This window comes from Pseudomonas sp. URIL14HWK12:I5 (genome assembly GCF_900176445.1).
Taxonomy (GTDB): domain Bacteria; phylum Pseudomonadota; class Gammaproteobacteria; order Pseudomonadales; family Pseudomonadaceae; genus Aquipseudomonas; species Aquipseudomonas monteilii.
Genome location: NZ_FWXQ01000006.1, coordinates 99,654 through 113,385 on the forward strand (window position 1 = coordinate 99,654; position 13,732 = coordinate 113,385).

Annotated in this window: 11 protein-coding genes; 7 read left to right on the forward strand and 4 right to left on the reverse strand. The window is 62.0% G+C overall.

Translation table 11 applies throughout. The features are described 5' to 3' along the window. The first annotated feature begins 12 nt into the window (after positions 1-12). The 3 genes from hutH (at position 13) to nhaA (ending at position 3,777) form a co-directional block, all read left to right on the forward strand. Positions 13-1,536 carry an HAL/PAL/TAL family ammonia-lyase gene (gene hutH, locus B9A31_RS15260; protein ID WP_019096429.1) on the forward strand — a complete coding sequence of 508 codons (1,524 nt, stop codon included), beginning with the start codon at positions 13-15 and terminating at the stop codon, positions 1,534-1,536. A 98-nt stretch (positions 1,537-1,634) separates the two neighbouring features. Continuing rightward, positions 1,635-2,126 (forward strand): DUF1543 domain-containing protein, encoded by a 492-nt coding sequence (locus B9A31_RS15265; RefSeq protein ID WP_016714246.1) that lies wholly within the window; start codon positions 1,635-1,637, stop codon positions 2,124-2,126. Positions 2,127-2,418: 292 nt separating this feature from the next. Continuing rightward, a complete protein-coding gene (nhaA, locus tag B9A31_RS15270; protein ID WP_084297111.1) occupies positions 2,419-3,777 on the forward strand; it encodes a Na+/H+ antiporter NhaA in 1,359 nt (452 codons plus the stop codon). A gap of 116 nt (positions 3,778-3,893) precedes the next feature. On the opposite strand, the gene B9A31_RS15275 is transcribed toward nhaA, so the two are convergent. After that, entirely contained in the window at positions 3,894-4,844 is a 951-nt protein-coding gene (locus tag B9A31_RS15275; protein WP_019096431.1) for a GlxA family transcriptional regulator, read from the reverse strand. Positions 4,845-4,950: 106 nt separating this feature from the next. On the opposite strand from B9A31_RS15275, the gene B9A31_RS15280 reads away from it, so the two are divergent. Further along, entirely contained in the window at positions 4,951-5,745 is a 795-nt protein-coding gene (locus B9A31_RS15280) for an SDR family NAD(P)-dependent oxidoreductase (protein ID WP_016714249.1), read from the forward strand. Between the two features lie 135 nt (positions 5,746-5,880). Continuing rightward, positions 5,881-6,888 (forward strand): zinc-binding alcohol dehydrogenase family protein, encoded by a 1,008-nt coding sequence (locus B9A31_RS15285; protein ID WP_019096432.1) that lies wholly within the window; start codon positions 5,881-5,883, stop codon positions 6,886-6,888. Positions 6,889-6,930: 42 nt separating this feature from the next. On the opposite strand, the gene B9A31_RS15290 is transcribed toward B9A31_RS15285, so the two are convergent. After that, a complete protein-coding gene (locus tag B9A31_RS15290; RefSeq protein ID WP_019096433.1) occupies positions 6,931-7,491 on the reverse strand; it encodes a hydrolase in 561 nt (186 codons plus the stop codon). 469 nt (positions 7,492-7,960) lie between these two features. Between B9A31_RS15290 and B9A31_RS15295 the strand changes: the two genes are divergently transcribed. Further along, entirely contained in the window at positions 7,961-10,438 is a 2,478-nt protein-coding gene (locus tag B9A31_RS15295; RefSeq protein ID WP_019096434.1) for a TonB-dependent receptor plug domain-containing protein, read from the forward strand. 72 nt (positions 10,439-10,510) lie between these two features. Here the strand turns inward: B9A31_RS15295 and B9A31_RS15300 are convergent, their stop codons facing one another. Together B9A31_RS15300 and B9A31_RS15305 are read right to left on the reverse strand one after the other, a co-directional pair. Then, positions 10,511-11,467, reverse strand: a complete 957-nt coding sequence (locus tag B9A31_RS15300) for an aliphatic sulfonate ABC transporter substrate-binding protein (protein ID WP_025753138.1) — start codon at positions 11,465-11,467, stop codon at positions 10,511-10,513. 16 nt (positions 11,468-11,483) lie between these two features. Beyond that, positions 11,484-12,449, reverse strand: coding sequence for an ABC transporter substrate-binding protein (locus B9A31_RS15305; RefSeq protein WP_033693177.1), 966 nt, complete (start codon positions 12,447-12,449; stop codon positions 11,484-11,486). 357 nt (positions 12,450-12,806) lie between these two features. On the opposite strand from B9A31_RS15305, the gene B9A31_RS15315 reads away from it, so the two are divergent. Then, positions 12,807-13,697 carry a LysR family transcriptional regulator gene (locus B9A31_RS15315; RefSeq protein WP_019097126.1) on the forward strand — a complete coding sequence of 297 codons (891 nt, stop codon included), beginning with the start codon at positions 12,807-12,809 and terminating at the stop codon, positions 13,695-13,697. Positions 13,698-13,732: the final 35 nt, after the last annotated feature.

Here is a 13,732-nt window from a genome sequence, read left to right on the forward strand (position 1 = left end):
GGAACCGCGTGTATGTCACTTGCCGAAAAGATCATCATCGCCGACGCGCCAGTTCGCTGGCAGGACGTGGTGGCAGTGGCCCGACACGGGGCGAAGCTTGAGCTGGCTCCATCGGCCTGGGCGCGGATCGACAACGCCCAGGCGATTGTCCGGCGCATCGTGTCCAGCGGTGAACGCGCCTATGGCGTCAACACCGGGCTTGGCGCCTTGTGCAATGTCTCATTGCAGGACGAACAACTCAGCCAGCTGTCGCACAACACCTTGCTCAGCCATGCCTGTGGCGTGGGCACAGCGCTGTCAGACGAACAGACCCGCGCGATCATGTGCGCAGCGATCATCAATTTCTGCCAGGGCCGTTCCGGCCTTCAGCGCACGGTGGTCGAGGCGCTGCTGACCTTGCTTAACCAGCACATCACCCCGCAGGTTCCGAAACAGGGGTCTGTGGGGTATCTGACCCACATGGCACATATCAGCATCAGCTTGCTGGGCGTCGGCCAGGTCGGTTATCGCGGCCAGATCGTGCCGGCCCGGCAAGCCTTGGCCGACGTCGGCCTGGCGCCGGTCAAACTGGGCGCCAAGGATGGCCTGTGCCTGGTCAACGGTACCCCTTGCATGACGGGCCTGAGCTGCCTGTCTTTGGACGACGCCACGCGCCTGAGCCAATGGGCGGACGTTATCGGCGCCATGAGCTTCGAGGCCCTGCGGGGTCAACTCGACGCCTTCGACCCCGAAATCATCGCGATGAAACCGCACCCCGGCATGCAGCGCGTGGGGAGTAACCTGCGTCGCCTGCTCGACGGCAGCGAAATCATTGCCAATAGCCATGGCATTCGCACCCAGGACGCCTTGAGCATTCGCTCGATTCCGCAGGTTCATGGCGCCGCGCGCGATCAGCTGGATCACGCTGCGCGGCAGATCGAAACCGAACTCAACTCCACGACCGACAACCCCATGTTGCTCGGTACACCCGAGTCATATCGGGTGGTGTCCCAGGCGAATCCGCACGGCCAGTCGGTGGCCATGGCGGCCGACTTGCTGGCCATCGCGGTGGCCGAAATCGGGGCGATTGCCGAGCGCCGACTCGATCGCCTGATCAACCCGTTGGTCAGCGGCTTGCCGGCTTTCCTGGTCAGCCAACCGGGTGTGAACTCGGGCATGATGATTGTCCAGTACGTGGCTGCTTCACTGTGTGCAGAAAACCGTCAGCTCGCACAACCGGCAGTCGTCGACAACTACGTCACCTCTGGTCTGCAGGAGGATCACCTGAGCATGGGCACCAACGCAGGCTTGAAGCTGCACCGCGCCCTGGAAAACTGTACACAGATCCTTGCCATCGAATACCTGTTGGCGGCCCAGGCATTCGAGTTCCTCAAGGAGCAGCGCTTTGGCGCAGGGACCCACGTAGCCTGGCGGTTGTTGCGCGAACGGGTGCCGGCCTATGCCCAGGACCGTTGGCTGGCGCCGGACATTGCCAGCAGTGCATCGATCCTGAAGGATCCCGGCCTGCCAGGCGCTGCCTTTCCTTGGCTGCTATGACGCGTGCTGAACGGCGCCGTGCCGACCGATTGTGCGCTTGGCGAACAGCGCTAGGGTGTTCACACTACAGCGCTTGATGCTGCCCCAAAGGATTACTCATGCTCTACATCGTCATGCTCGGCGGTCGCCACCCTCGAGCCCGTATCGAAGTCCACGATGTGGTCTTCGCCCAGGCCGACACCCTGGAGCAGCTCCATCCCCAACTGCGCGAAGCCTGGTTCGGCAGCGCACAAGGCCTGCACATCGACTCCTGGCTGGAAGTCGGCGGGGTCGATGGCTACCGTGTCGAACTGAGCCAAGTAGCCCCCGGCCCCGGCGCCATGCGCTTGTTTTTCCTGAACCTGGGCGGTTATGAACGGCAGGTCTTCGGCGAAGCTCACCGGTACCTGCTGGTGGCGGCTGTCGACAAGGCCGAGGCCAAGCGCCTGGGCAAGCAACGCATGGCAGAAGATTGGCTCAAGCCACATATCGACGCTGTGCTGGATGTCGACGATTGCCTGCCGGTCGACTTGGTGGCAGGCCGCTATGTGCATCTGGTCAAGGGCGAGCATGCGGGTGTCCGACAGTTCAGCGACTACATTCTGCTCTGAAGGGCGTGGGCCGAGGTCGGTGCCAGCCCCGCTCTTTTTGGCCTGACAACCCTGGCAAGCGTTAACCTTTGCTTCTGCTTCAGTTAGCGCGGGGTTGAGTGACAGTTGTTCTTCCGCCGTTTTCCATGGCGCACGCCACCTGATCCTGAGCTGCGGAAAAGGAGCGTCACAATCTATCACCGCAAAACCGCGTTTTGGATGATAGACTCCCCCCGGGTGCTAGCTGCATGAGGCAGCGACGCAGGTTAAAGAACAGCGCAGGTCGGGCCGCCTTGCGGGGTTGCTTGTGCCTATGCAAAAAATTCGAATTCCCCTCGCCCAACAACTGGCCCGTCGCGCGTTCGCCACGCTTGAACGCTACCTGCATGTCGAGGCCGTGAGTGGTGTCGTACTGCTCATAGCCGCCCTGGCTGCACTCGCCTGGGCAAACTCTTCCCTCGCGGATAGCTACGATACGCTCTGGCACACATCGCTAACGTTCGGTGTGGGGTCGATGGTCTTCTCGCAATCCCTGCACTTCTGGATCAATGACGGCCTCATGACCATCTTCTTCCTGGTGGTCGGCATGGAGATCCGTCGCGAAATTCACGAAGGCGCGCTGGCGAGCCTGCGCCAGGCCACCTTGCCCATGGCGGCAGCCGTTGGCGGCGTGGTTGTACCCGCCCTGATTTACCTGGCGTTCGCGCATGCCCCGCAAGAACAGAACGGCTGGGCTGTCCCCACGGCCACCGACATCGCCTTCGCGGTTGGCGTGCTCGCCTTGCTCGGTAAATCGATCCCGTCCAACGTGCGTATCTTCTTGCTGGCACTTGCGATCATCGACGACATCATCGCGGTGCTGATCATTGCCATTTTCTATTCCGGGGGCCTGGACTACACCGGCTTTGGCGTTGCCATCATTGGCATCCTGCTGGTTGTCGGGTTGCAGAAGATCGGCGTTGGTTCGGCCTATGCGTACGTTATTCCGGGCGCCATTACCTGGCTCGGCGTGCTGATGACCGGCGCCCACCCCACACTGGCGGGTGTGGTGCTTGGGCTCATGACACCCGTGCGCTCAGCCCCCATGGGTGAGCGCCCTGTGGACGCCGTCAAGCGGTTCTCCAACGATTTGCTCGGCAGTGCAAAAGCGCCAGAGCAAGACAGCATCAGCCTGATCGACCCGCTGAAACGCCTGCGGCTTGCCCAGCGTGACTTGGTACCGCCTGTGGTGCGGGTACAGAGTGCACTGCACCCCTGGGTCGCCTTCGTGATAATGCCCCTGTTCGCGCTGGCCAATGCCGGGGTCGGGCTGTCTGGGGTCGACCTGTCCTCCGAAGGGCCATACCACGTCATGCTCGCTGTCACCCTGGCACTTGTCCTGGGCAAACCCCTGGGCATCGTCGGTATCAGCTGGCTGATGGTTCGCCTGGGTTGGTGTGCACTGCCCAAGGGTGTCACCTGGCATGGCATTACCTTGATCGGCTTGCTGGCAGGCATCGGTTTCACCATGTCGATCTTTATCGCCAACCTCGCCTTTGTTGACCCAGGTTCACTGGGTGCAGCCAAGCTCGGCATCCTTACCGGCTCGCTCATTGCAGCAACAGTCGGGCTGTTGTGGGGAGCCATAAGCATGAGAAAGGCCGCTAACGCCAAGCCTTTGAACGCCGGTTAGCCTGCCAGTCACCTCCTGCGGGTGCGCCGAGTCCTGGCGGCCCGCAAGTGAGGCACGCACCTATTTTTATCTTGCGGCATCAGGGTGTTAACACCCCGCCACCCTAGCGCCCACTATCAAATGGACACTAACCTCCTGGCATCCCTGCGCACAGCCTGTGGAGGCACACCAAACCCACGCATGAACACTTCTCGCAGGTGCCGGCGGTCCCTGAACCCGGTCTCCCTGGCTACAACATCCAGGCTATGCCGGCTCTGCTCTATCATCAAACGGGCTGCCTCCAGCCGCAGGCGCTCAACGGCCTTGGCGGGTGACTCACCGGTCTCAGCGGTGAATACACGGGTGAATTGCCTCGGGCTCAGGTGCACCACATCGGCAAGTTCCTCCACACTTAGCGGGCGGCTGAGGTGTTTGCGGGCGTAATCCAGCGCGCTCTGGATACGGTCCGACTTGGGCGAAAGCGATAACAGTTCGGAATGCTGGGATTGCCCACCAGAGCGGCGTTGGTGCATGACCATCTTGTGCGCCACCGACCTTGCCAGCTCGGTGCCCAGGTCTTTTTCGACCATGCCCAGCGCCATGTCCAGGGCGGCGGTCATGCCGGCGGACGTCCATACCGGCCCATCGACAATGAAAATCCGGTCTTCCTCGACGTCGATCTTCGGGTGCAACTCGCGCAGCTTGTTTGCATAAGCCCAGTGGGTGGTGGCGCGCCGGCCATCCAGCACACCGGCCTGCGCCAGCATGAAGCAGCCGGTACAAAGGCCTGCGGTGCGGCGCGCACCGTCGACGAATCCACGCACGCTGGCGAGTACCTCTTCACTGGGGGGCGTGAGCGGGGTCAGCGTACCGGCGACCATCCAGGTGTCGGCCAGGCCCGGTGCGCTCAATGGCAACGTGTCGATATGCATCCCCAGGGAAGAACGCACCGTGCCACCCCCGATGGAAAAATTCTCGATCCTGTAAACCGCTTCGCCCGCCACGATATTGGCGAATTCGAATACGGTTTGTGTTGCCAGGGACATGACCTGGAAGCCTTCGGGTATCAGGTAGCCAACCCGGTGCATGATTGAAGCCCTCTTTGCGATGTCCTGAAAACGTATCATATACGTCATTTAAGTCACAAAATACATTTTGCATGATGGCTCCACACCCAAACACAGGAGCATCACCATGACGCAGCAATTCAAAGGCACCGCGCTCATCACCGGCGCCTCCACCGGCATCGGCTCGATCTACGCAGACCATCTGGCCCGACGTGGCTATGACCTGGTGCTGGTAGCACGCAACCGCGAACGCCTTAACGCACTGGCCGCCCGGCTAACCAGCGAAACCCGCCAGAACGTGGAAGTGTTCCCGGCCGACCTGGCCAACGCAGCCGACCTCGCCAAGGTCGAACGCAAACTGCGCGAAGACGCCAGCATCAGCCTGCTGGTGAACAACGCGGGTATCGGTACCCATACCGGCCTGCTGGAAAGTGACGTCGAGCGCATGGCCGAAATGATCAGCCTCAACGTGACCGCCCTCACCCGCCTCACCTACGCGGCTGTGCCTGGCTTCGTGGCGCGCAAACAAGGCGCGGTCATCAACATTTCGTCCATCGTCAGCCTGGCACCGGAACTGCTTAACGGCGTCTACGGCGGCAGCAAGGCCTATGTCACCGCGTTCACCCAGGCGCTTGACAAGGAACTGGCCGGCAAAGGCGTCCAGGTCCAGGCTGTCCTGCCCGGGGCCACGGCGACTGACCTCTGGCAGACAGGTGGGTTGCCGCTCGAAAACCTCGACCCTGCCATCGTGATGTCGGCCGAGGACCTGGTGGACGGCGCCCTGCAGGACTTCGACAAGGGTGTGCTGATCTCCCTGCCTTCGGTACACGACCTGCAAGCGTTCGAGCATTACGAAGCCAGCCGCCAGGCCTTGTTCGGCCAACTGTCCAGCAACCAGCTCGCGCCCCGCTACAGGGCCTAGTGATCAAGATGAAACCAAGCCGCACCGTTCATTTTCATTGAAAACGAGAAAGTCTTACTGCATTCAGGCTGTTTTTTGAGCAAATCGAATCGCATAGCCTGAATGCACTTTTCGACCACCCTGGAGGTAGCGCCAATGAAGGCCGTCGTTTACACCCAACCCGGTTTGCCGATCCACGCCCCACAATCGCTGTACGACGCGGAACTGCCCACCCCCAAACCCGGTGCCCGGGACCTGCTTGTCGAAGTCAGGGCCATTGCCGTCAACCCGGTTGATACTAAAATCCGTGCAAGCCGCGGCGGTGACCAGCCACAGGTGCTGGGCTGGGACGCTGTCGGCGTTGTCCGCGAGGTCGGGCCTGAGGTCACATTGTTCCGTCCGGGCGATGAAGTTTTCTACGCCGGCGCCATTGACCGCCCGGGTAGCTACAGCGAGCTGCATGTGGTGGATGAACGCATCGTCGGGCACAAGCCTCGCAGCCTGGACAATGCCAGTGCCGCCGCCCTGCCCCTCACTTCCATTACCGCCTGGGAGCTGCTGTTCGACCGCCTGGGCGTTGAAGAAAACGGTGGCGAAGGCCAGCGCCTTCTGGTGGTCGGTGCCGGTGGCGGGGTTGGCTCCATCCTGGTCCAGCTTGCCAGCAAACTCACTCGACTGACCGTCATCGGCACAGCGTCAAGGCCCGAAACCCAGGCGTGGGTAAAGGCACTGGGCGCCCATCATGTGATCGATCACGCCGAGTCGCTCCCGCTTCAGCTGGAGGCGCTCAAGCTGGGCCCGGTCGATTACGTGATCAGCCTTACCCACACCGACACCTACCTGCCGCAACTGGTAGAAGTGCTTCGCCCACAAGGCAAGCTTGCGTTGATCGACGACCCGGCGCAGCTGGATGTCATGCCGCTCAAGCGCAAGTCACTGTCGCTGCACTGGGAACTCATGTTCACGCGTTCTTTGTACAAGACCGAAGACATGATCAAGCAGCACCAACTGCTCGATCGCGTTGCGCAACTGGTCGACAGTGGTGTGCTCAAAACCACCCTCGGCGAGCACTACGGTACGATCAACGCCGAGCACCTCAAGCGCGCCCACGCCATGATCGAAAGTGGAAAAGCGCGCGGCAAGATTGTGCTGGAAGGCTTCTGATTGCCGCCAGCACAACTACCCAGGCTACCCTGCATGGGTCAGCTAAGGCTGCTCGCCCGCCAGGAAGGCTTTGCTGATTTCACGGAACTGTTCGTGGCTTGCACTGCGCAGTAGTTCGAACACGACCATTTCGCGGGTGACGACCTGAACGCCAGCCGCCGCCATGCGCTGGAGCGCCGCGAGGTGGTTTTCCGCTGTGCGGCTCGACGTGGCGTCGGCGACCACGAACACCTGCTTGCCGCTGGCCAGCAGGTCGAGCGCGGTCTGCAGCACGCACACATGGCATTCGATGCCACAGAGAATGACCTGCTCACGCTGCATCATCGCCTGCGGCAGGCATTCGGCGGGTACGCACGAAAAATGCAGCTTCTCCACCACCGGCGCCGAAGCGCAGGCTTCCCTCAGCCGTGCCAGGGTCGGGCCGAGACCCTTGGGATACTGCTCGGAAAACACCACCGGCAAGGCCAGCCGCGCGCAGGCAGCCACCAGCCACTCGACCCGTGCGGTGAGGCGCTCGGCCTCATGCATGGCACCTATCAGCTTTTCCTGCACATCGACAACCAGCAACGTCGCCTGGCTTGCATCAATCAGAACACCACTCATAACGCACCTCTCCATTTGTTGTTGTCTGTCCCCATCCATGCGCCGTCAACGTAGCCGGGTTACATTCATATCGATGCAGCCCTGAATCGTGCGGGTCAATGGAAGGCTAGCCATCCAGGAGCTTAAAATTCTAATTTTGCATATTTCAAACAACGATAAATCAGTAGTAGTAATAATTAGCTTAGAACGAAAAAGCCTTTTACAGAGGAAAAATATAAGAATACGGTCTTACACGGCCACCTCATCACGCTGGGGCGCTAAAGCGAGCGGCGCAGCGATCTGCCCCCCTACACCCGTGATGAGGGACCAACGCTGCATGCCAACGCCCCCACGCTCAGGCCAACCCACCCACCATACAACACGTCCCACTGTATCGGGACTAAGCATCCTGTACCCGCACCAAGGGCCAGTGCTGGCTTAACAAAACGCGGCCCCTGATTGCCGCTTGCCAACACAAGGAAAGCTCAACATGAACCAACGCCCGCCCTTTCCACTGCGATCAGGGCTGACAGCACTCGTCGCATGCCTGGCGCTGCCGCAACTCTCAGTGCAGGCAGCCGAGCAGGAGGAGACTCGGCTCGACACCGTCTCGGTAATTTCCACTGGCCTGCGTGGGCAACAACGTACGGTCGCCGACAGCCCAGCGCCCATCGACATCATCAACAGCGAGCAACTGCTCAAGACCGGTCGGGCGGAACTGTCGGAAGCCATATCGAAATTGCTGCCATCGTTCAACTTCGGCACCAACATCGCCGGGGTCAACTCGCAAGTACGCCCGCTCAGCAATCGCGGCCTTGGGCCGGCCTACACGCTGGTACTGGTCAACGGCAAACGTCGGCATAACGGCGCTGCCCCCGCCAATGGCAGCATCGATACCAGTGGCGCCAACGCTGTCGACATCGACATGATCCCGATCAGTGCCGTCGACCATATCGAGGTGCTCAAGGACAGCGCTGCAGCCCAATACGGCTCGGACGCAGTAGCCGGGGTCATCAATATCATCCTCAAGAGCAGTGCTTCTGGTGGTCATGCCGAGGCCAGCTACGGTCAATTGTTCTCGGGCCAGGGTGAAACCATCAAGAGCGCTGCCGATCATGGTTTCGAGCTGGGTGACGGGGGCTTCCTGCACCTGTCTGCAGATGCCCGCAAACGCGGTACCGCTACGTGGGTCGGGAAGTCACCGGACAGCGTCCGTGCGTTTTTCGAGGATGATCGCCAAGCCGCCTGGGATCATGTGAGCACCAAGAACGGCGACCCGGATCTGAAAGCATTCAATCTGGCCTACAATGCCGAGCTGCCATTGGCCGACGACCTCAAGCTCTACTCCTATGCCACCTATGGCGAGCGCAAGACCGAAGCGAACAACCAGTTGCGCGCGGCCAACGGCGGGGCATCGATCCCGGAGCTGTTTCCGGATGGCTACTACCCCTTGAACAACCTCAAGGACACCGACTATCAGATCCTGTTCGGGGGTAAAGGCAACGCGGCCGAGTGGGACTGGGACCTGTCCACCAGCTATGGCCGGAACAAGATCGAGCATGCCAGCGACCTGACTGCCAACCCGACCTATGGCCCCCAGTCCCCGACCAAGTGGGATGACCTGGCGACCTTGCAGTTCGAACAGTGGGTCAACAACCTGGATATCACGCGCCACTTCGATGGGCTTTTCGGTGTGTCCGTCCCCACCCAAGTGTCCGTTGGACTGGAGCACCGCTGGGAGCGCTTCAGGACATTTGCCGGGAATGACCCACGCGCCTACAGCGTCGGCCCCTACACCTTCCCGGTGGGCAGTCAGCTGTATGTCGCCAATGGTGCCCAACCTTCAACGGGCGCCCAAGGCGTGCTGGCCATCCGCCCGCAAGACGAGGCCGATCTGAAACGCAACAACTTTGCAGCCTACCTGGATCTTGGCTTCGATCTCACCCAACGTTGGTACATCGGCCTCGCCGGGCGCGCCGAACATTATGATGACATCAAGGAAAACACCTACAGCTTCAAGCTGAACTCCCGCTACGCGCTTACTGACCAGGTTGCCGTCCGCGGTACCCTGGGTTCCGGCTTCCGAGCGCCCTCTCTGACCCAGCTCGGCTACACCGTAACGGACAACCGTACGGCGGCTGATGCCAATGGCAACGCAGTACCCGCCCTGCGTTACACCGCAACGCCGGACAGCCAGGTAGCTCAAGCCTTGGGCGCAGCGGATCTGAAACCAGAGAAATCGCGTAACGCAGGGCTTGGTATCACCTGGCAGCCAGCTGCGCGTACCAGCTTCACCGCCGACGCCTATGTGATCGACATCGACGACCGCATCCTGCTCAGTGAAAACCTGTATGACCGCAGCAACGGCAACGGCGCGATCGGCGACATCCTCGAATCCGTCGGCGTGGCACGCAATACCTGGGTCAGTTACTACACCAACGCCTTCGATACCCGTACGCGTGGCATCGACCTGGTAGCCGATCACAGCAGCCAGTTCGGCGCCTGGGGCGATGTGCGCTGGAGCGCGGCCTTCAACTACAACAAGACGACCGTCGAAGGCAGCCGCGGTACGCCGGCCGCACTGCAGAATGCGGGCATCAGTGTCGTTGGTCACGCCGCAGAGGGTTTGCTGGTGGCGGCCACCCCGCGCAGCAAATGGATACTGGGCGCGAACTGGACACTTGGAAACTTCGCCGCCAACCTGCAAACCACCCGCTACGGCAAGGTCGAGACCTGGCAACAGAATGCGGCCAATGACCGTTCATTTGGCGCCAAGTGGATCACCGACCTCGACCTGTCCTACGTGTTTTTTGACAGCCTGACGCTCAGCATCGGCGGCACCAACCTGTTCAACGTGCGCCCCGACAACAACGGCATTACCCAGGCTGCCTACAAGTACAACTACGGATCCCCCCCTTTCCATCCTGGCGGCGGATTCTGGTACAGCAAAATCGCCTACGACTTCTGACCACAGGCGCAGGCTGCCCAAAAATTCCACGCACAGTCTTCAGCTCGGTGACGCTTGACCTAAGAACAATGGCTAGTCCTGTGCCGGCTCATAAAGGCTCACCGAGCTGGCATCCACCGCCTTTGGCAGCAGCCCCTCGCGATAGAACGCATCGGCGATACGCTGCTGCTCAGCCAGGTTGTCCAGCTTTACCGGCTGCACGTCATAACTGCGCCGCGCGTTGGCCTGCTGCACCGTGGCGCTGTCCAGGTTGCCCCACAATGGGCCGAGAATACGCGCAGCCTCCGCCGGATTGGCCTTGGTCCAGGCACCTGCCTCGCGCAGAGCCAGGTACACCTGCTGCAGCACCTCGGGATGGGTCTTGGCATAGTCGCTCCCGGCCAGGTAGTACCGCTGGTAGCTGGCCAGCTCGCTGCCATCGGCCAGGATACGCGCGTTCTGCTGGCGCTGGGCACTGGCCACGTACGGGTCCCAGGTCACCCAGGCATCGACCTTGTGGTTCTCGAAGGCGGCTCGGCCGTCGGCGGGAATCAGGTAGGCCGGGGTGATGTCCTTGAAGGTCAGCCCGGCCTTGGCCAGGGCCTGGATCAGCAGGTAGTGGCTGCCTGCGGCCTTGGTCACCGCAACGCGCTTGCCCTTGAGGTCGGCCAGGGTCTTGAGCGGTGAGTCTGCCGGCACCAGAATCGCCTGGGCCGTGGGTGAAGGGGTTTCCCGGGCAAAGTAGGTAAGCTTGGCGCCGGCGGCCTGGGTGAACACCGGCACGGTATCTGCGACGTCCGCCGACAGGTCGACATTACCCAGGTTCAGTGCCTCCAGCAGCGGCAGGCCGCTGGGGAATTCGTGCCAGCTAATGCGGATGCCCTCGGCTTGCAGGCGTTGTTCGAGGGTGCCGCGGGCCTTGAGCAGGGTCAGCAGGGTCGAGGATTTCTGGTAGCCGATGCGCAGGGTCTGCTCGGCACTGGCAAAGCTCGGCAGCAAGGCGCTGGCCAGCAGCACCAGGGCCACACGGCGCAGGGGTTTGAAGGTCATTGGGCGGGTCTCCGGGTCAGGGTTGTGCGGCCAGCTTGGCGTTGGTCGGCACGGTAAAGCCGGTGGCGAAGGTCGGCGCCACATCAAGGCGTTGGTTCATCAGGCCGTGGGCCTGGTAGAAGTCGGCGGTTTCCTGTTGTTCGGCCACGGTGCGTGGGTCAATCACCTGCCAGCGCAACTGGCGTCGCTCGAATTGCAGGCGCGCGGCGTCCTCGGGGAAGCCGATGATCGCGGCCAGGTTCTTGGCGTAGGTGTCCAGGTGCTGGTTGGCCCACACCTGGGCGCCGGCCAGACGGTTGAGGTAGTCCTGCAGCGCAGCGCGTCGGGCAGGTTCGTCCAGGGCCTTGTCGGTGGCGGCGAGGAAGCTGTTGCCGCTGGACAGGCCGCGGCCGTTCACCAGTACCCTGCCCTGCCCGCTCAGTTCGGCCAGCGCGGTGTAGGGCTCCCAGGTCGACCAGGCGTCCACCGAACCGTTGGCCAGGGCGATCTTGGCGTCCACCGGGCCAAGAAAGCGAAACTCCACGTCCTTTTCGCTCAAGCCGACCTGATCCAACGCCTTGAGCGCCAGGTGATGCCCGATCGAACCGCGACCGGTGGCGATGCGCTTGCCCTTGAGGTCGGCGGCGCTGTGCAGTTGAGCGTCCGGGCGCACCAGCAGCGCGGTGCCATAGGGGTCGGATTTGTCCACCGCGATGGCCTTGACCGGCGCCCCCGAGGCCAGCACGAACAACAGCGGCGCATCGCCGATGATGCCGGCGTCGATGGCGCCGGCATTGAGCGCCTCGGCCAGCGGTGCGGCGGCGGGAAACTCAGCCCAGTGAATGTCATAGGGCAAATCGCGCAGGGCGTCGGCGGCCTCCAGTTGGGCGCGCATATTGCCTTTCTGGTCGCCGATACGCAGGGTCAGGCGCTCGCTGGCGGCAGCCTGGCTGGCCAGCAGCGCAGCGACGGCAAGGGTCAGCAACTTCGAACGAATGGACATGGCGCTCCTCGGTGTCGTGGCGGGCGGCGTCTTGCGGCCCGGGAGCTGCGACTGTAGCGAGAAGTGCATAATTACAAAAAGTGATTTTAGGAATAACCTAATATGCAAATTTACAGAAAACCTGTGGAAGCGGCTTTAGCCGCGAACACCGGCGTAGCCGGTGCCATGCACCGCGTTGTCTGCTTCGCGGCGAAAACCGCTCCCCAAGGGTACGCGGCGCGCTGGCGAAATCAGTTCTCTGCGCGATAGCGCAGCCCAGCGGGGCTGGGTGCTCTCCTGCAAGAATATATGGCATTACATAGAACCAGGATTATGCTAATACCTTATTTTTTCCGTTCTCTTGCGTGAGCACCGAACATGAAAATCGATGACATGGACGCCTTCGTGGCGGTCATTCGTTGCCAGTCGACCAACCTCGCCGCCGAGGCCCTGCAACTCACCCAACCGGCCATCACCCGCCGGGTGCAGAACTTCGAGGAAGACCTCGGCGCGACCCTGCTCGACCGCAACACCAAGCCGCTCAAGCCAACCCCCATGGGCCTGCGGGTGTACGAGCAGTGCAAGGCGATCCTGCGCGAGATCGATTCACTGCGCGAGTTGGTGGCCAACGACGGCGCCCCCTCCGGCACCCTGCGCCTGGGCGTGCCGCAAACCCTGGGCGATGTGGTGCTGCTCGACGCCCTGGCGCAGATCCGCGAGGCCTACCCGCAACTGCGCACCCAGGTCAGCAGCGGCTGGGGCAGCAGCCTGATCGCGCGCATGGAAAACGGCGAGCTGGACGCCGCCGCCGCGCTGTTCCCGCCGGGCAAGATCTTCCCCGAGGGCATCGCCAGCCAGTCTATCGCGCGCATGCCGCTCAAGGTGGTGGCTGCCAAGGGCAGCGCCGGCAAACGCAACTACAAGTTGCGCGACTGCTACACCCGTGGCTGGGTGCTCAACCCCGATGGCTGCGGTTTCCGCGCAGGCTTGCAGCGAGCGCTGAGCGAACAGGGACTGAGCCTGTCGATCAACCTGGAGACCTTCGGCACCGAGCTGCAACTGGGGCTGGTGGCCAACGGACAAGGCCTGGGGTTGGTGCCCGAGCCCTTGCTGATGGCCAGCCGGCACCGCGATGCCCTGGAGGTCCTGAATGTGAGCGACTTCAAGCCGCAGGTGGATCTGTGGCTGTTCCATCCGCGCTATCTGGGGAACTTGCAGGAGCCGGTGGAGCTGTTTGGTGAGGTGGCGGGACATCGGTTGTTAGGGTGAAAGCGTGACGCCTTGCCCCGCGATAGCGGTACAAC